Source organism: Vibrio neonatus (assembly GCF_024346975.1).
Taxonomy (GTDB): Bacteria; Pseudomonadota; Gammaproteobacteria; order Enterobacterales; family Vibrionaceae; genus Vibrio; species Vibrio neonatus.
This window is the reverse complement of sequence record NZ_AP024885.1, coordinates 2101929-2120821: the sequence shown is the minus strand read 5'-3', so window position 1 is coordinate 2120821 and position 18893 is coordinate 2101929. Positions and strand designations below refer to the sequence as shown.

Here is an 18893-nt window from a genome sequence, read left to right as displayed (position 1 = left end):
TTTCACGAAAAGCACTCAATTAAACGGGTGATGTTATTCACCTACAGAGAAGGAGGAAACTATGCCGATAAAACGCCCATTCCCAGAATTGGTTGATGTCAGCTCGTCAGTGACGAAGCCGAGTCTAACCATGCAAGCTGCGGACTATGGGCACAAAAAAGTACTTAAACCTTTTAAGCAGTCATTTGTATTAGCGGTATTTGCCGGTGCGTTTATCGCATTAGCCTTTGTCTTCTACATTACAGTGACCACGGGCTCTTATAACAATGGTTGGGGCTTAACCCGCTTTATCGGTGGTGTGGCTTTTAGCCTTGGCTTAATGCTGGTGGTTATCTGCGGTGGGGAGCTCTTTACTAGCACAGTGTTGAGTTCTGTCGCTTGGGCACAAAAAAGGGTCACTACAAAGCAGTTATTACTCTGCTGGGCTCGTGTTTATGCGGGGAACTTTGTGGGCGCTATGCTCACCCTTACCTTCATTATGATGGCAAAAATGCACATCCTTGATCATGGTAATTGGGGGCTGAATGCACTGAGCATTGCCACTCATAAGTTAGAGCACTCTTGGTGGCAAGCATTCTCGTTAGGGGTAATGTGTAACCTATTGGTATGCCTTGGTATTTGGATGAGTTTTAGTAGCAAAGAGAGTGCAGGCAAAGCGTTTTTGGTGCTGCTTCCTGTTGCTATGTTTGTGAGCTCAGGCTTTGAACACAGCATTGCCAATATGTTTATGGTGCCACTAGGAATTGCGATTAAGGCAACTGCAGATACGCAACTGCTCAATACAGCACTAACAGCCGGTATTCATCTAGAGCTGTTAACGATAAAACAATTTATTACTGCAAATCTAATCCCAGTCACTCTGGGGAACATTTTCGGGGGAGCGGCTCTGGTTGGGCTGGCTTATTGGAGCATAGAGCCAAAACAAAGCTCAACCGCGTCAATTTACCCGATAAAAAACACAGACATTAATTTTTCATCTTTAAATTCATTGGAGCATGCCATGTTAGAACAAATGAAACGTTTACGAGTTGCTGATCTAGCCTCTGACAACCAGATCACTTTCGCAGAAGACTTAAACTGCCAAGTTGCACTAAAGCTATTAATCGATAACGAGCAAGCAGGAGCAGCAGTATTAAGTGCAGATCATCAAGTGCAGGGATTCATTTCACAGCAAGATCTACTTCGAGGAATGTGGGGACAAGATTTTGACCCAGAGATAGAAATGCCAGTTAAAGACTACATGCAATCACCTGTTTGCACCTTGACGCCAGAGCAAAGCATTCTTTCTGCTCTTGAGCCAATGATTGTCGATCAAGATGTGCTTTACCCTGTTAACCAAGGAGGTTTCTACATGGGCGGAGAAGTACTGTCATTTAAAGAGCGTTTAGCAAAAGCGGCAAGTAAAATGCCAAGTGCTTATCCAGTGGTCTTTAATGGTCAGTACGTTGGACTGCTGAATCGTGATGCGATTGCGCAGTGGGTGGCAAATTACAATCAGCCACAAACGCAACAAAAGAAGGATCTGTCAGTCGCTTAATTCTGAGCGATGACATTAGGGCCTGTGAAGCCCTATTTAAAAAAACACAACTAAGTTTTTAGGTCACGCAGGGGTCCAATCTTTGCGTGGCTTGAAAGATTTACCTTTAGTTAATCTTCTCGCCTCAGAAAGTAAACACTCCCTTAGTGGTGACTCACCACTGTCATTACGCCAAATAAAAGAAATTTCTCGCTGCATGTTCAATTGTGGCGTCGGCAGTACCACCAATTGGTTATTTTCCAGCTCAGGTAAAATATCCAGATAAGGCACGCACCCTAAATAGCTGCCATTGGCTACTAGCGATTTAATGACCCGAATACTCTCATACTCTTTCCATACTTTTATGTTGTCGATATAGCCATGTATCGCACCATCAAAAATACGGCGAGTGCCAGCTCCCGGCTCTCTTAATATCCATTTTGCTTGCTCTAGCTGTGCAAGAGTCACTTGCTTGTATTGTGCGAAGGGGTGATTAGGCGATGATACAATCACCAAGTCATCATCTAGCCAGTGCTCTTGTTGCAGACGACTATCGGTATTGCGACCTTCAATGATACCCAGATCACAATCGTAGTTGAGCAGTGATTCTATGACGTTCTCAGTATTCTCAATGTTCAATTTTATGCGCATTTCTGGGAAGTCGTTATCAATTTTACTGATGAGTGAGGGCACTAAATGTTTAGCCGCTGTCTGGCTTGAACATAGGCTTAACGTACCACTGATCAGGTGTTGGTCATGCAGGCCAAATTCAATTTGTTGTGCTTCTTGTAATAAGTGCTTGGCTCTAGGTCGTAACCAATGTCCCCAATGGCTGAGCACTAAGCGATTGCCTTGGCGGTTGAATAAAGGGCGATCAAGCACCGATTCCAATTGAGAGAGAGACATGCTTACAGCAGACTGTGTCATAGACAGTTTTTTAGCCGCAATACTCACGCTTTCATAACTTGCTACGGCATCAAATACCGCAATTTGCTTTAAAGAAAATTTAAACATGCAACCCCCATTATTGAAAACTAAGTATCAATTTTACTGATGTTTAGATTTTGCGCTACTTGAAAGGTTAGTTCAATATTTATTCTATTGATATCAAAGGTTAAGTGTAACCACTTGCATATTTTTAGAGATTACTCATAAAGAGAAGCAAAAATCACTTAGAGTAAGTGTTGTGGTTTTTTTGATTAGTTTGTATATTAATCGCCATTCGACGATAGGGAAGAGATAAGCATGACAGATTGCCAAGTAAAAAAATGCCAAGCACCAAGCATCTCTATCGAGGATGAGAAGCAAGAGCAGGAGTTGGCAACACTGGCAAAAGCGATATCGCACCCAGCGCGAATTAGAATTTTAAGAGTACTTCTAGAGTTAGAACAGCAAGGCGGATGTTTGAATGGTGTTTTAGTCGGGCAACTTGGTTTGGCGCAATCTACTGTATCTGAGCATTTGCGTATATTACGTCAAGCAGGGTTGGTGCGCAGTGAACCTCAACCTCCTAAGGTCTGTTACCGCATCGAAATGCCCGCAATGCAAAGAATACAGCATTTACTTGATAGTTTATTTTAACCAGTAGAACAGTGGATCTATTTTACTTTATAGAGATAGACTACACTTAATTCAATCGTTATTCGACGATTGACGAACGTAAATTAACAAACGTAAGTTAACGAATAGCAATTCATAAACACAGAGAGTGATCGGTTATGAGCAAAGAAATAGCGGGTGCAACACCCAAGCTAGGTTTTTTAGACAGATATCTAACCCTATGGATATTTTTAGCTATGGCTGTTGGCGTAGCAATTGGCGCGTTATTTCCTCAAGTAGCGGAAATTAATGAAAGTATGTCTATCGGCAGTACCAATGTTCTATTGGCAATTGGTTTGATTTTAATGATGTACCCACCGTTAGCTAAAGTGGACTACAGTCTGCTTGGTAAAGTCACGCAAGATAAGACCGCGATTAAACTGTCATTGATCATGAATTGGTTGGTTGGCCCTATCTTAATGTTTGCTTTAGCGCTGATATTTTTAGGTGATCACCCTGGCTACATGGTCGGTATTATCCTGATTGGTTTAGCCCGTTGTATTGCAATGGTATTGGTGTGGAATGACATCGGTGGTGGAAACAAAGAATATGGTGCAGCTTTGGTTGCATTAAATAGTGCATTCCAAATTGTCACTTACAGCTTCATGGCATGGCTCTTTATCACAGTGTTGCCTCCGGTATTTGGTTACACTGGAATGATAGTGAATATCTCTATGGCTGATATTGCACAAAGCGTGTTCATCTATCTTGGTATTCCATTTTTAGCTGGTTTCTTAGGGCGTAAAATCCTTATTTCGACTAAGGGTGAGCAGTGGTACAACGATGTGTACATTCCTCGCATTTCGCCGATTACTCTTATTGCATTATTGGCTACAATTGTTCTAATGTTTAGCCTTAAAGGTGAGATGATTCTTGAACTGCCTATGCATGTGGTTCGTATTGCAATCCCTTTGACTATTTATTTTGTCACTATGTTTTTTGTTAGCTTTTATGTCGGTAAGCGTCTAGGCATTCCATATGACAAAAATGCCTCAATTGCTTATACCGCAACGGGCAATAACTTTGAATTAGCGATTGCGGTGTCGATTGCCGTGTTTGGTATCAATTCTGATCAAGCATTTGCTGGCGTCATTGGTCCACTGATTGAAGTGCCTGTATTAATTGCATTGGTTAATGTTGCACTGCGTATGAAAGCAAAATACGCAATAAAAATCGCTTAATTGTGAATAGATAAAGCCAGTTATTGACTGGCTTTATCTTTCTTTCATTGTCAATAATTCACTTTAGGCAATGACTTTTCTCTAAAGTCATAAAAACACAATTCCTCCAAGTTCAAATACCGCTAATAAATGTCGACTTACTCACACTTTTTACTCTGTGATGAGTGTGACTAATGTCATATAAAAATCTACATGCTTGCTTAAAAATCCGATCTCTTAGACTCTTTCAGAGCAAGGTGGGTGATCTAGGTAGCATTTGCCTCCGTCGCCAATATCAGCCGATCAAGTCATACAATATAGTTAACTCATCAGTCAGGTTTGTGTCTATTACAGAGGTTAGGCGATGAAAACTCATGCAGAGATAGCAAAAGATGCTATTGAACTAGTAACACCAGCAATTGAACGTTTATTTGAACGAACTAATCGTAAAGAGTTGCACATTGTAGTGATGGACCCACGAGTAAAACCTTGGGAATCTTCATTTGAAGAAGCAATTTTAGTTGAGTCTTCACTGGGCAACCCAGAACAGTGGACCATCCCTTTTGATGAGTTTGCTCGCAAAAAAGCAAAACAAGCATGGCGCAACTCCCGCGCTAACATGACTAATCAAACTCTACACACCGCATCACTCAACGAAGATGACTTACTGTTCTATGGCTCTTTTGTCTATGGCGACGTAGTTGTAGGTTGCAGTGGCGTTGAGCAATGGTACGACATGCTAATCAGTGGTTGGATTGCAGTAGCAATTGAGCAACTGTGCATGGCTGAGTATCAAAATAATAAAATCAATAACCCTACTCAAATTACTCGAAATTAAACAATTTCATATTCAAACATTGAAACAAAAGGAATTATCATGAATAAACTTCTTAAATCACTTCTTGTTGCCGCTGGCATCATGGTATCCGCAACGGCGGTTGCCGCTGATTACCCGAGCAAAAATATTCGTCTAGTTGTTCCTTTTGGAGCGGGTGGCGGTACTGATGCTGTAGGTCGTACTCTTGCGAATTCAGCAAAAGACATTCTTGGTCAGAACATTGCAGTAATGAACCGTACCGGTGGCGCTGGCGCTGTAGGTATGAGCTTCGGCGCTCAGCAACGTCCAGACGGTTACACGCTTACTGTTGTTACGCGTGAAATTGCTTCTCTACCGCAAATGGGCCTAATGCAGCACGATGCGAGTGACTTTAAACTGATTCGTATGGTTAACCTTGATCCTGCGGTAGTGCTAGTTTCTGCAGACAGCCCATACAACACGATCAACGACCTTATTGCAGAAGCAAAGAAAGGCGATGGCGTAGTTAAGTTTGCTTCAACAGCAGCGCCAAACTTCTACCTAATGGCTCTAGAAAAAGACCAAGGCATCAAACTAAACGCAATTCCTTACAACGGTGCATCTGAAGCGATTCCTGCGGTACTAGGTAAGCACACTGACGTAACTATGGTTACTCCGGGTGAAGCTATTGCTCAGCTACGTTCAGGCCAACTTAAAGCACTAGGTGTTATGTCTGAAGAGCGCATCGCTTTCTTGCCAGAAGTTCCAACTCTTAAAGAGCAAGGCGTTGATGTAGTAACAGGTACATGGCGTGGTATTGGCGCTCCTAAAAATACGCCAGATGCTGTTATCGAAACTCTAGGTAAAGCATTTGACCAAGCAATGGCATCTCCTGAATTTAAAGAGTTCATGCAAAAAGGTGCGATGACTATCCACAACATGAATGCAGAAGAGTTCACAGCTTTTGTTGAGCAAGACACTAAAAATCTTGGTGCATTGATCAACTAATTCCACTTCTAATTTCACTTGGGAGCTCTGCCTAAGAGCTCCCCATTTCCTTAAAGTCTAGCTTTAACGGGTAGCATTATGATTAATAGAAATGTTGTCTTCCCCTCCCTAATCATTGCCCTAAGCGCAGTTATTTTGGTTTTTATCGGTCAGTTCGCAGAGCCTCGCTTTCAAGATGCGAGTGTCGATGCAAAGTTTTTCCCTACCGCAATTGCGATTGCACAAATTCTTATTTGTATTGCACTTTTGGTGCAGCACAAACTTAAATCTATCGCTGTTGAAAAACAGCCTGCCATTTTCTCTAAAATGGCGGTATTTGGCGTGGCATTCTTAATTGGATACGCCTTTTTAATTAGCTTGATTGGCTACCTATTGGCGAGTTTGGTCGCTTTTACCGTGTACCTTGTGTTGTTCAAAGTGAAAAAGCCGCTGTATTACGTTGTCGCTTGGGCATTTGTGTTTGGTGTTTATTACTTATTTGGTGAGGTGTTCTACATAGCGCTTCCTGAAGGTCTATTTTATTAAGGAGGCGGTATGATTGAACATTTATTGAATGGCTTACTGACCGCGTTCAGCCCAGCCGTTTTACCTATTCTTATTTTTGGTGTGGTAGGGGGAATTGTACTTGGTGCTTTGCCAGGACTTACCGCGACCATGGGTGTGGCAATCTTATTGCCTTTTACATTTGGTATGGAACCAACCGCTGCACTAGTCATGCTGATCGGCGTGTACATAGGTGGTATATATGGCGGTTCAATAGCGGCCATTTTATTAAAAACGCCGGGTACTCCCGCCTCCGCCGCCACTGTCCTTGATGGGCATACCTTAGCGGCCAAAGGGCAGGCAGCAAGAGCGTTAAGTATCTCTGCTATCGCCTCTTTTGTCGGCGGACTGATCAGTACCATAGTATTAATCGCGATTGCTCCTTTATTGGCAAACTTTGCGCTGCGCTTTAATGCCCCTGAATACTTTGCGTTGGCGTTATTTGGTTTAACCATCATTGCGAGTGTGTCCGCGCAAAACATTTTGAAAGGACTGCTAGCCGGTACCATTGGTCTGCTTGTGTCAACGGTTGGTCTAGATCCAATCAGTAGTGTGCCTAGATTTACCTTTGGCGTGATGGATCTTTATAGCGGCATCAATGTTATCCCTGTGCTTATTGGTTTATTTGCTTTATCTGAAGCGATTAACCAAATCGAACGAATCCTGAAAGAGAAGCAAGCCAAAGTGGCCAAGTTTGACCACAAACTGCTAAGTAAAAAAGATCTTAAAGAGATGATGCCTACCGCAATTAAAAGTGGCTTGATGGGAACCTCTATTGGCTCTGTTCCCGGCGCCGGCGCGGATATCTCAGCCTTTGTGTGTTACAACGAAGCTAAGCGATCTTCTAAGAATCCAGAAGAATTTGGTAAAGGATCGGTACGCGGTTTGGCAGCAGCAGAAGCAGGCAACAATGGTGTTACGGGCGGCTCGCTAGTGCCTTTGCTCACTTTAGGCGTTCCAGGAGATGCGGTGGCTGCGGTATTACTTGGTGCATTGATTGTGCAAGGATTAACTCCGGGACCACTGCTGTTTGCACAAAACCCTGAAGTTGTGTACGGCGTATTTAGCTCAATGCTGGTGGCAAATATTGTCATGCTGATTGTAGGTCTTATCGGTATTCGCTTCTTCTGTCGCATTATTGAAGTGCCTAAGATGCTGATGATTCCTATCATCATATTCTTATCTGTCGTGGGTGCTTACGCCATCAACAACTCTATGTTTGATGTAGGCATTGCGATTAGCTTTGGTATTTTAGGTTTTGTTTTAGGTAAGCTAGATATCCCATCGTCGCCTATACTATTAGCGATTATCTTAGGACCAATGGCAGAGACAAACCTACGTAAGGCGTTGTTGATGTACGATAACTCATGGTCCTTCTTATATGAGAGACCAATAGCACTAGCCTTTATCTTGCTAGCGGTGTTCTCGGTGTACTCGACAATGAAGATGAAAAAGAAAAAACAAATGCAGGTTGATACTGATTAAGTGAGCTTTTTATATTTTTGTTGTCGATAACCGAAAAGTAAGATTGTAGATAATTCAGACGCAATTGTTTCAAATCGTGATCTTTGCATCTATATTGTAATACTATATTAATGTATTGTTTTAGCATGTTTATTGCTGGCCACCAGAATTTTCTCGTGGCCAGCTATGCTATAAATAAAAATCTTAGAGGTTAAAATGCATACAAAAAATAAGATTGCTGCTGTTGTTGTTTCAGCGCTTGTCGCTGGCCTAGCAGGTTGTTCTACAGCTTCTTCTCCTGATACTGCATCAGCCACACCGGCTAACCAAGATCCGCAACTTGCGGCTCAATACAACTTGGACGTAACCAAAGCTCCTGCTGAGAACTTTGACCTATCTAAGTTTAAACTAAACCTGCCTATGGATGACGATAAGGCTGAACGCGCTGGCAAAGTAATGGAAATTTACAAGTCAATGCTAAACAACAAAGAGAAGCCTTTCTCTCAAGCGCAGTGGTTCTACACTGACCAAACTACAGGTGCAATGGTGTTCAAAGCTCCTAACAAAGCAATGACAACACCTAACTCTAAGAATGCTCGTAGTGAACTTCGTGCAATGCTATCTGACGATTACTCATCACCTAAGAACAACTTCACTGTTGCGTCTACTAAAGATGCAGAAAAATACGGTGCGATTGGCGGTCACATGAGCGCAACTCTTGCGGTTGATTGGGTAAGTACAAGCGGTAACTACAAAAAAGGTGGCGCATTCGCGACCGTTATCGGCCAAATCCACGGCTCTAAAAACGAACCTCTAAAAATCGTATACCGTAAACTACCTGAGCACGAATACGGCTCTGTTTACTGGAACTACGAAACAAACGCTAAAGGTGACGAATATAAATTCCGTCACGACATCAGCACAGACGTATTTGGTCAAAACGGCCTACGTCAAGGTTCAGCAGAACCAGTTGATGGCATCAAACTTGGTGATATCTTCTCTTACGACGTAAACGTTAAAGGTGACATCATGCACCTAACATTTACTAAAAACCCAGGTCAGCCAAACCAAGAAGTTAAAGAGTTTGACGTTAACCTAGCTAAAGGTCACCTAAAAGGCGACAAATACGACCAAGGTTATGCAAATGACTGGATGTACTTTAAAGCAGGTAACTACAACCAATGTAATACTGGTTCAGCAGGTTGTTCAAACAACGGCCTTGAAGCAGGCGATTACGCTCAAGTTAGCTTCTACAAGCTAAACCTAGACCAATAATATTGGTTTAGTGGCGTTATTGAGTAATGCCAACCAAACAAGTCAAGATGTCTGGTGGGGGCTAGCCATCTTGATTAACTGTGAGGGTTAGGGGATTAAGTAAGTTATAGGATTAACGCTTGATTTCCCTCGCGGTTTTTTTCAGAGCTTGCTATATGCAAGCTCTTTTTTTTGCCTGTACTTTTTGTCAGTAAATAACTAATCACGATCAATGGCAAAGGCAGACCAAGCTTGACGCGTTGGCATCACCTCAACTCGGTTTATATTGATGTGATCGGGTAGTGAGGCAATATAGAACATCTGCTCAGCAATATCTTCTGCGCTTAATGGGGTAGTGCTTTGGTATAGATTATCTGAAGCACTTTGATCGCCCTTAGTACGCACTAAAGTAAACTCAGTTTCAGCGATGCCTGGAGATAGGTCTGTGACACGCACGCCCGTTCCTTGCAGGTCACATCTTAGGTTGTAACTGAACTGTTTAACAAAAGCCTTACTTGCGCCGTAAACATGGCTTCCTGGATAAGGCCATTGACCGGCTATTGAGCCAACATTGATAATGCTTGCCCCTGCACCCGTCTTGATGAGAGTAGGCAATAATGCGTGTGTGACATTCACCAATCCCGTAACGTTGGTATCGATCATCGTATGCCAATCGGACAGTTCAACTTCTGCCGCGCCTTGTGGCGCAAGCGCAAGCCCAGCATTATTGAGTAATGCCGTCACAGCTGAAAACTCATCGGGTAACGTATCGACCGCTTGCTTTACCGCCTCTGCATCACGCACATCCAGTTGTATTATATGTACCGGTACGCAGAGCTCTTCTTTTAAATCTAAGAGTCGCTCTAAGCGGCGACCGGACAGCACCAATGACCAACCTTCTTTGGCGAATCGGTGTGCGGCTGCCTTGCCAAAGCCTGAGGTGGCACCTGTGATAAATGCGATCTTTTTCATGCTGAATTCCTTTTTAAAATAAAATAGTGAGTAGCGCTAATAGCATTAAAATAGGCGCTATGGTTTTTCTGGGTGATGGATTTGGGTACTGACGAAACAGCTTCTTACCCACAAGGTTGCCAATCATGGCAGCAGGAAAGAGCAGCAAGCTAAACTGTATAGAGTGAGTAGAGATAGCGCCCACGTACAGCAATCCCATTAATGACGCCGTTGAGCTGAAGATAAAAAATACAATAGCCGTTGCCCTTAACTCGCGGGCGTTAAGGGATAGATTTAACAGGTATAACACTAGAGGCGGGCCACCGGCAGAGGCTGTAGTCATACTAAAACCTGAGATAGCACCAGCTAATAAAGCATAACGTTGGTTTAACCAGTTCATTTTCAAATTAAGCATGATCAATGCACCTGCAAGCAAAGATAAGCCGGCGATCATCATTTTTAATTGATAGGCTGACACCTGCGTAATAAATAGCAAGGAAAGTGGTATTGCCCCTAGCATTCCTACAATCAGCAAAACCAGCAGTCGCTTGTTTATTTCTTGTTTCACTCCGCGAAGTAGTCCTAAGCTACTCAATAAATCTAAGCTCAAAGCAATGGCAATAGAGTCAAAGGGGGAGTAAATAAAGCTAAGACACAAGGCGGCAATAATGGCAAAACCAAAGCCGCAGTACCCTCTGACAATACCTGCAAAGAAGACTAATACTGCTGCTAACCCCATGCTCATTCACCTGTCATTTGTTTATTTCATCAATGTAATCAGGCATTGGGTTTCGCCATAGAGCCAGTTGTAAAGATTGTTTGAGGCAGAGCTTTGTTGTTGCCTGACCCAAGGCTTTTTTTAAACTGCCCCTACGCCTTTCGTATCACTTATCGCCAAAATATTGGGACACAACAAGTACAACGACATGGTCTAGGTATCGCACAGGAGAATGAATATGGATGGCTTTGGTACAGAGGGTTCAAATCAGTACGTCGTAGAATTAGACAAGAATGTCTTCCACTCTTGGTCAGTACAAGAGTCAGCGCCACCGATTGCAATCGCAGGTGCTCAGGGGTGTACCTTATGGGACTTTGAGGGCAAGCAATATCTCGATTTCAGCAGTCAGTTGGTGAATACCAATATTGGTCATCAGCATCCTAAGGTCATTGATGCGATTAAAGCGCAGGCAGAAACCTTAGTCACTATTGCTCCCGCTACGGCTAATATTACCCGTGGTGAGGCGGCTAAGCGTATTTTAGACAGAGCGCCGAGCAACTTTAAAAAGGTGTTTTTTACTAATGCAGGCGCAGATGCCAATGAAAATGCTATCCGTATGGCAAGACAGTTCACTGGTCGTGATAAGGTGTTGTCAGCCTATCGTTCCTACCATGGTAATACGGGGAGCGCGATTGCCGCGACTGGGGATTTTCGCCGAGTACCCAATGAATACAGCCGTGGGCATGTGCATTTTTTTAATCCCTACTTATATCGCACCGAGTTTAACGCGCATACCGAAGCGCAAGAGTGTGAACGCGCTCTGCAACATCTAAAACGTGTTATTGAGTGCGAAGGCCCGCACGCCATTGCCGCGATTATCCTTGAAACCATTCCGGGAACAGCGGGCTTTTTGTTACCACCAGAAGGTTACTTGCAAGGGGTTAGAGAGCTTGCAACCGAGCATGGTATTCAGCTTATTTTTGATGAAGTCATGGTTGGGTTTGGTCGAACAGGCCGCTGGTTTGCCTTTGAACACTTTAATGTAGCTCCTGATTTAATCACCTTTGCTAAGGGGGTGAACTCTGGTTATGTACCCGCCGGTGGTGTGATAGTCAGCGAAGCAATATCGGAATACTTTAAAAGTAATTTCTTTATGGGGGGCCTTACTTATTCTGGGCATCCATTGGCTATGTCAGCGATCGTGGCCACTTTAGATGCAATGGAAGAAGAGGGCATTGTTCGCTATGCCGATGAGATTGGAAATAAGGTGTTAGGGCCCGCATTAATTGAGCTAATGGAGCAACATCAGAGCATTGGTGATATTCGTGGTAAAGGCATGTTTTGGGCATTAGAGCTGGTGGAAGATAGAGCGACTCGTGAGCCGTTGAGCAACAGTAAGATTGCTTCTCTAAAAGCGAATATGACGGAAAAAGGGCTATTGACCTTTATTGTGAATAATCGAATTCATGTTGCTCCGCCGTTGATCATTAAGCCAAATGAGATTGCGCAAGGTGTTGCTATCATTAGCCAAGCTCTGGCTGAGCTTGATTAAACGCTTATTAGAGATTAACGCCTATCTTAAAAACGCCAAGACATCTGTCTTGGTGTTATTATTTTATCGCTATTGATACCGCTATTAAGGTGCGTTAATTGCGTATCACTTTAGCCAACTGTTCAATTCCGGGAGTAATGAGCGCTTTATCTATGGCATGAAACCCGAGCCTAAAAAAGGTATTGGTTTCGGGGTGAGACTGCTTGTGGTCCATAAAGTGCGAATACCCCGTCTCTATGAGTACGCCACCGGATAAGGCGCGAGATGCGAGGCGCTGACTACTCATTTGGTTTGGCGTTTCTAACCACAATGCGTTGCTGTAGTGATTTTTAGCCAGCCGAGCACAATCCGGAAGATAGTGCTCAACGGCGTCATTAATGGTTTGCCAGCGCTGACGTGTGTTCTCTTTGAAGCGACGAAGAAAACTGTCGTAATAGCCTTGCGAGATAAAATGCGCCATTTCCATTTGCACTCGACTTGGTGGGTGTCGATACATTAAACGTCGTAATGTACGCAGTTCGTAGATCAGCTCTTCAGGAGCAACAATATAGCCAAGGCGTAACCCCGGAGCGAGTACCTTAGAGAAGCTGCTGACATAAATGACTCTATTGTCTTTATCATGGGCTTTAAGCGCGGGTAAAGGTGCCCATTCAGAATTACTGTCAGAGTCATAATCGTCTTCAATAATGATGGCGTCGTTTTTTCGTGCTTGTTGCAATAATTCATTGCGACGCTGTTTGCTCATGGTCACTCCTGTAGGAGCTTGATGGCTAGGAGTGACATAAAAGTAGTCACACATAGCGGAGAGTTGATTGAGCACTAAGCCTTCTTCATCAACGGTATGCGGGTGGAGCTGCGCTCCAGAAAGGCCAAAAATATTGTTTGCTTCTTTGTAGCCGGGGTTCTCAACGCCAACTCGAGAACCTTTGTCCATCAGTAATTGAGAGACTAAATACAAGGCATTTTGTGAGCCTATTGTGATCAGAATCTCATCACTTTTAGCATGAATTCCCCGTTGCGGAAGAACACGAGTGCGAATTTGTTCAACAAGCAACTCCACATCTTTATCTACCTTGTCACACAACCAGCCATGATCGTTAGGATCGGCAATCACTTTGCGTGTCGATTCACGCCATTGCGCTAAGGGAAAATCGTTGATACTGGGCTGACCGTAAATAAATGGGTATTGATAACAGCTCCAATGTGAAGGCTTTACAATACGTGGAAATCGGTCGGTGGATATTTTTAGTTTACTGGCCCAGTTTGGTGCACTTACTGGATTATCTGCTTCATAATGATCCAACTCATCTTCTACTTCCTGTTGTCTAAATCTATATTTTTCAGACAGATAGTAACCACTTCTTGGCTTACTGATCAGGTAACCATCATCCGCTAATCCCTCGTACACCAATGACACAGTATTGCGAGATACTTTCAATTGACTGGAGAGCTTGCGACAGGAGGGGAGAGCCTCATCGACCGAGAAGATACCTTCAAGTATGGCCTTAACTAAATATTCACGAACTTGTTCTTGCAGGCTTCTTTTACTATCAAATTCAATGAAACAGCTGTAATTGATCGCCATAGAGTCAATCTCCCTATATTGGTTACTCATGGTATTACGTTAGTCGTTGCAATAAATGAGCCAATCTACCTCTTTGGTATTATTCGGCTGTTTTAACATGCTGTCCCAAGCGGTTTTGATAATTGGATCTAACCCATCAAGCTGTCTCATCTCTAAAGTGAAGGTGTCCACAAAATACAGCAAGGAAAGAATGATGAGACAAGGAATGACAAAATGGCTAGCGATTGCAGTCACAACAATGACTTTAGGTATGTCTAGCTTAGCCATCGCGGATGAAATGCCATCATTTGCCAGTGCAGGGTTAAAAGTGGCTACCGAGGATAACTACTCTCCCTTTAATTTTATTGCGCAAGGCAAAGCAACCGGCATTAACAAAGACCTACTGGACGAGCTTCGTAACTACTCTCAGTTTGAGGTGAAGCAAGATATTTTACCTTGGACAGGATTGCTTGCCTCTGTGTCCGCCGGTCAGTATGACTTGGCATTGACCGGGGCGATTATCACTGATGCTCGCCTAAAAGTTTTTGATTTTACGCCACCGATTGCGTCAGCACAGCACTACTTTATAGCAAGAGCTAAGGATGACAGTACTAGTACAATCAGTGATTTAGACGGTAAAACTCTAGGTCTACAAGCGGGCAGTGCATTACTTGAAAGATTGCCTGAGCTAAAGGCCATGCTTGAGTCTCAAGGTAAAAAACTCGGAAAAGTGGTTGAGTATCAATCTTACCCTGAAGCGTATGCTGACCTTGCCAATGGCCGTTTGGACTATGTCATAAATAGCGTGGTCTCAGTCAATGAAGTGGTTAAAGCCAAATCGAAGATCTTTAAGAAAGGTGAGGCTGTTTCAGGCCCAGGTTTTGTCAGCTGGCCTGTGCCTAAGGGCCACCCAGAACTGTTGGCGTATCTGAGTGAGTTTTTTGCTCACCTTAAACAGACTGGCCGTTTGGCTGAACTGCAGGAGAAATGGTTTGGAGAGTCTTTTGATGACTTACCGACAGAGGCGATTGTGTCAGTTGAGCAGTACCGCAAGCTAACGGCGGTGCACTAATTCCCCATTATCTTCGTTGTAGCGACCTTGGCTGAGAGATTTCTGACACTGTGTTGGCCTTGGTCCTACTTTTTATATCCGTTTAATGAGTCAAGCAGACAAGTAGGTGTATATGGATTACTACGCATGGATGCAATTGTTTCATGGGGCATGGACAACGGCATGGATATCAATGGTTTCTATTGCTTTAGGGGTTGTCATCGGGCTTGTGATTGCTCTGTTGAGAATGGCTAAACTGCCTATCATTGATCAAGTGCTCGGGGTGTATGTCAGCTGGGCAAGAGCAACGCCTTTAGTGACTTTAGCTTTGTTTATTTTTCTCTCTTTCCCTTCTTTTGGCATTAACTTAGATAAACATTTTTCAGCCATTTTATGTTTAACCCTGAATACCGCGGCATTTAATGCAGAGATTTGGAGAAATGCCTTCATCAATTTTTCTAACGGTCAAAAAGAGGCGGCGGAAGCTTTGGGTATGCAGCGCCTAACCTATTTTCGACGCATTATGTTTCCGCAAATGGTGATTATGAGTCTTCCTGCTCTGGTTAATGAAATGTCTTTTTTGATCAAGGGAAGCCCAGCCATTGCTGTCATTGGCGTGGTTGATTTAACGCGAGTGACCAACCGAATTGCCGCTGTGACCTATGAGCCTTTGCTGCCTATCTTGTGTGCTGGCGTACTGTATATGCTGATCATCGGTATGTTGATTAAGGCGCAGCAGATTGCGGAACGTAAAGCTGACTATTTAACCAGCTAAGACCACCACATTAAGGAGTCATTATGAGTGAATGGGAAATCATCTGGCAGCAAAAGGAGATATTTATCTCTGGGTTTGGCAACACTTTTCTGCTGTTCATCATTGCATCACTGGTGAGCTTTGGCTTAGGAATGGTATTGCTGTATGTATTAGAAAATGGCGCAAAGGGATTAAAAGCTGGGGTGGTGTTAGCCATCAATATTATGCGTACATTGCCTTTTTTGATTTTGGCGTATTTGTTGTACTACGGCTTACCGCAAGTGGGCATTCGTATGGATGCATTTACCGCAGGGGTTATTTCACTAAGCCTTTATCACGGTACGTATTTCTGCGAAATTTTTCGCGGTATTCGCAAGGGGTTAGATTCAGGATACATCGAGGCCGCGCAAGCGTGCGGATTTTCTAAGTTTAAAATATTCACTCGTGTTGTCGTTCCGAATGTGTTGTTTAAATCTGTGCCTTTGATAGCGAATCAGTTGATTATTTGCCTCAAAGATACCGCCTTTTTGTGCATTATCACGGTAGGGGAAATCACCGCTGCGGCCAATAGTATTCAATCTACTTATTTCATCCCGCTGAATGCGTTTATTGTCGCCATCGCTTTGTATTGGCTGATCAGTATCGTCATTGAACAGCTATCTAAAATTACGCTAAATAAAGTTCAGGAAAGAGGGCTAAGTCATGCTTAATCAGAATAGAGAAACCCCATCAGTTGAATCGTATGAAGAGGCGGCCTCTGTTGTTGAGTTGCCTGTTAAGTCAACTGAGCCTGCAATAGCGGCGGAAGATATTGTGAAGGTGTTTAACCTATCAAAGCAATTCGATGGCATTGAGGTGTTAAGAGACATCAATTTAACCATTAAGAAAGGTGAGGTTGTCAGTATTTTAGGTTCTTCGGGCTCAGGAAAATCCACATTGCTACGCTGCATGAACTGGCTTGAGCAGCCCGAGAGAGGCACCATTCATGTTGCAGAAGAGCGCGTAGGCATTAATCCTAAAACCAATAAGCCTCTGAAGTATCGCGAATTAGCGAAAATGCGAGAGCGCATTGGAATGGTGTTTCAAGGCTTTAACCTTTGGCCACATTTAACCGTACTAAAAAACGTGATGGAAGCTTTATTACACGTTAAGAAAATGTCCAAGCCAGAGGCGGAAGCGATAGCAAAAGTGCAGTTAGAAAAAGTAGGCATGTCACACAAATTGGATAGTTACCCCAGCATGCTTTCTGGCGGTCAGAAACAGCGCGTTGCTATTGCTCGGGCGCTGGCAATGGAGCCAGAGGTTTTACTGTTTGATGAGCCAACCTCAGCGCTGGATCCTGAGCTGGTGGATGAGGTGCTATTGGTTATGCAGAAGTTATCAAAAGAGGGATACACCATGGTGGTGGTGACTCATGAGATGGAGTTCGCGAGAAATGTATCTAACCAAGTGGTGTTTCTAGAAAAAGGGATATTAATAGAAAAAAGCCCGCCTCAGAAATTCTTTACCGATCCTGACTCGCCAAGGGTAAGACAGTTTTTGAAGCTGGATTGATACCAATCGTACTAAATAACTGCTCATTCTAGCTTGTTAAAATACTCGATAACGGCGTTAGAATTTTTGATTGTAGAATAACTACTTATCGAAAAATTCTGCCTTGTTCTCGAGCATTTTTCCTGCGCTATTTCTGATCACTTAATTAGTGTGATTGGTATGAGTTTTATTGTTTAGGAAAAGAAAAGAATAAGAACAAAAAAAGGCCTTCCACGGTAGGTGCGTGAAAGGCCAAAGTGGGGAGTTAAATATTGCTAGGAAGGAGTTTTACAATATTACTTACCATTTAGTTTCAAGGCAGAGAAGGTCACACTGTTGTAGTCGCCATTTTGTCTGTCGATAGTGATGTCACCAGTACCTGCACAGCCAGGGCCCCAAACAGGGTGTTTTTCTTGTACGCTACATTGACCGTATGCACCGGCTTTGAAGTAGAAATCATCTTCAGCATAACCTGTTGCATGGTCTTTCTTATCAATACCTTTGCTTAGGTCGATATCGTAAGTCACTGTATCGTGTCTTGCTGTATTGAAAGTTAGGTGCATCATAGTGCCTTCAACTTTCACCGCGTAGCTAAATTCTTCACCAAGTGCGATACCTGCTTTACCAGGTGCTGCGGTGTTTTCCCAAGTGTTACCCCATACTGGGTATGAGATGTCTTGGCGATTTGGATCGTTTTTCGCTAGGTTACGCTCGTAGTTCCAGAATACTGAACCGTATTTTTGACCAGGGAATTTTTTGTAGAAAATTTTCAATGGTTCGTTGCCGTGACCATATCCAGTACCTGCTTTGATCAGGTCATTGTGTTTCTTAGCGTGAATTTGGCCTACAACAACAGAGAATGCTGGGTATTTTTCTGGGTATTTAGCGTGAATAGAAACATGGTTAACTTTCAATGTTGCTTCTAACGTTCCGCCAACAGCGCTGTATTGATCTGCTTGAGGGTGGCTAGATAGAGCCCACTGGTTTAGTTTTGAATCCGTCAGAATGTTATCGAAGTTAGCACCACGAGGCATTTGACGCAGTTCAGAACGAGCATTCTTAGAGTTTTTAGTAGTAATAGCTTTGTTTTGTACTTCAAAAACTAGGTTGCCGTCTTTATCAAGATGAAAGAAATCGTCGTGTGAGTAGCTAAGCATTGCTACGCCTTCAATTTCATCTACTTTGCCATCTTTGTTGATATCAGAAGGAATGGTGATTTTCCAGTTGGTCATATCAAACTTGTCAGCAGGCACTGGGTGAGAAACCCCATTGCTATTGATGTTGGCAAAAGCAGGTACTGCAAATAAAAGCGAACCAGCTATAACGAGACTCTTTTTCATAATGTAACCCCATGTATGTATTATTGTCATACATAATAGTTAGGTGGATTTAAAAAAAAAGCCTCTAAGTTAGGATATGTTTGTTTGATC

Annotated in this window: 18 protein-coding genes; 13 read left to right on the top strand and 5 right to left on the bottom strand. The window is 43.2% G+C overall.

What is annotated here, in order from left to right:
* Positions 1–61 precede the first annotated feature (61 nt).
* On the top strand, positions 62–1537 hold the full coding sequence (gene focA / locus OCU38_RS09820) for a formate transporter FocA (protein ID WP_261822944.1): 1476 nt from the start codon (positions 62–64) through the stop codon (positions 1535–1537).
* A gap of 63 nt (positions 1538–1600) precedes the next feature.
* Here focA and OCU38_RS09815 read toward each other — a convergent pair whose 3' ends face one another.
* Positions 1601–2530 (bottom strand): LysR family transcriptional regulator, encoded by a 930-nt coding sequence (locus OCU38_RS09815; RefSeq protein ID WP_023403794.1) that lies wholly within the window; start codon positions 2528–2530, stop codon positions 1601–1603.
* Positions 2531–2761: 231 nt separating this feature from the next.
* On the opposite strand from OCU38_RS09815, the gene OCU38_RS09810 reads away from it, so the two are divergent.
* From OCU38_RS09810 to OCU38_RS09780, 7 genes are all read left to right on the top strand, one after another.
* A complete protein-coding gene (locus tag OCU38_RS09810; RefSeq protein ID WP_261822943.1) occupies positions 2762–3097 on the top strand; it encodes an ArsR/SmtB family transcription factor in 336 nt (111 codons plus the stop codon).
* A gap of 137 nt (positions 3098–3234) precedes the next feature.
* Positions 3235–4296, top strand: a complete 1062-nt coding sequence (arsB, locus tag OCU38_RS09805; RefSeq protein ID WP_152819515.1) for an ACR3 family arsenite efflux transporter — start codon at positions 3235–3237, stop codon at positions 4294–4296.
* A gap of 343 nt (positions 4297–4639) precedes the next feature.
* Positions 4640–5113 carry a hypothetical protein gene (locus OCU38_RS09800; protein ID WP_023403797.1) on the top strand — a complete coding sequence of 158 codons (474 nt, stop codon included), beginning with the start codon at positions 4640–4642 and terminating at the stop codon, positions 5111–5113.
* A 39-nt stretch (positions 5114–5152) separates the two neighbouring features.
* Positions 5153–6079 carry a tripartite tricarboxylate transporter substrate binding protein gene (locus OCU38_RS09795; RefSeq protein WP_023403798.1) on the top strand — a complete coding sequence of 309 codons (927 nt, stop codon included), beginning with the start codon at positions 5153–5155 and terminating at the stop codon, positions 6077–6079.
* A gap of 78 nt (positions 6080–6157) precedes the next feature.
* A complete protein-coding gene (locus OCU38_RS09790) occupies positions 6158–6604 on the top strand; it encodes a tripartite tricarboxylate transporter TctB family protein (RefSeq protein WP_261822942.1) in 447 nt (148 codons plus the stop codon).
* 9 nt (positions 6605–6613) lie between these two features.
* Positions 6614–8107 (top strand): tripartite tricarboxylate transporter permease, encoded by a 1494-nt coding sequence (locus OCU38_RS09785; RefSeq protein ID WP_023403800.1) that lies wholly within the window; start codon positions 6614–6616, stop codon positions 8105–8107.
* Between the two features lie 195 nt (positions 8108–8302).
* Positions 8303–9361: a polysaccharide lyase family 7 protein gene (locus OCU38_RS09780; RefSeq protein WP_152819517.1), complete on the top strand. Its 1059-nt coding sequence runs from the start codon at positions 8303–8305 to the stop codon at positions 9359–9361.
* Positions 9362–9559: 198 nt separating this feature from the next.
* Here OCU38_RS09780 and OCU38_RS09775 read toward each other — a convergent pair whose 3' ends face one another.
* Both OCU38_RS09775 and OCU38_RS09770 read right to left on the bottom strand, forming a co-directional pair.
* Positions 9560–10312, bottom strand: a complete 753-nt coding sequence (locus OCU38_RS09775) for an SDR family NAD(P)-dependent oxidoreductase (protein ID WP_261822941.1) — start codon at positions 10310–10312, stop codon at positions 9560–9562.
* 13 nt (positions 10313–10325) lie between these two features.
* Positions 10326–11030: a sulfite exporter TauE/SafE family protein gene (locus tag OCU38_RS09770; protein WP_261822940.1), complete on the bottom strand. Its 705-nt coding sequence runs from the start codon at positions 11028–11030 to the stop codon at positions 10326–10328.
* A gap of 217 nt (positions 11031–11247) precedes the next feature.
* Between OCU38_RS09770 and OCU38_RS09765 the strand changes: the two genes are divergently transcribed.
* Positions 11248–12561 carry an aspartate aminotransferase family protein gene (locus OCU38_RS09765; RefSeq protein WP_261822939.1) on the top strand — a complete coding sequence of 438 codons (1314 nt, stop codon included), beginning with the start codon at positions 11248–11250 and terminating at the stop codon, positions 12559–12561.
* A 94-nt stretch (positions 12562–12655) separates the two neighbouring features.
* On the opposite strand, the gene pdxR is transcribed toward OCU38_RS09765, so the two are convergent.
* Positions 12656–14146 carry a MocR-like pyridoxine biosynthesis transcription factor PdxR gene (pdxR, locus tag OCU38_RS09760; protein WP_261822938.1) on the bottom strand — a complete coding sequence of 497 codons (1491 nt, stop codon included), beginning with the start codon at positions 14144–14146 and terminating at the stop codon, positions 12656–12658.
* Between the two features lie 205 nt (positions 14147–14351).
* Between pdxR and OCU38_RS09755 the strand changes: the two genes are divergently transcribed.
* The 4 genes from OCU38_RS09755 (at position 14352) to OCU38_RS09740 (ending at position 17484) form a co-directional block, all read left to right on the top strand.
* A complete protein-coding gene (locus OCU38_RS09755) occupies positions 14352–15197 on the top strand; it encodes a transporter substrate-binding domain-containing protein (protein ID WP_390625222.1) in 846 nt (281 codons plus the stop codon).
* A gap of 112 nt (positions 15198–15309) precedes the next feature.
* Positions 15310–15951: an amino acid ABC transporter permease gene (locus tag OCU38_RS09750; RefSeq protein ID WP_152819522.1), complete on the top strand. Its 642-nt coding sequence runs from the start codon at positions 15310–15312 to the stop codon at positions 15949–15951.
* A 23-nt stretch (positions 15952–15974) separates the two neighbouring features.
* The gene (locus OCU38_RS09745; RefSeq protein ID WP_261822937.1) at positions 15975–16640 is read left to right on the top strand and encodes an amino acid ABC transporter permease; all 666 of its coding nucleotides are present in this window, start codon (positions 15975–15977) and stop codon (positions 16638–16640) included.
* Positions 16633–17484, top strand: a complete 852-nt coding sequence (locus tag OCU38_RS09740; RefSeq protein WP_315972556.1) for an amino acid ABC transporter ATP-binding protein — start codon at positions 16633–16635, stop codon at positions 17482–17484. The genes OCU38_RS09745 and OCU38_RS09740 overlap by 8 nt, the downstream gene beginning before the upstream one ends.
* Positions 17485–17759: 275 nt before the next feature.
* On the opposite strand, the gene OCU38_RS09735 is transcribed toward OCU38_RS09740, so the two are convergent.
* Positions 17760–18803 carry a polysaccharide lyase family 7 protein gene (locus OCU38_RS09735; RefSeq protein WP_261822936.1) on the bottom strand — a complete coding sequence of 348 codons (1044 nt, stop codon included), beginning with the start codon at positions 18801–18803 and terminating at the stop codon, positions 17760–17762.
* Between the last annotated feature and the right edge of the window lie 90 nt (positions 18804–18893).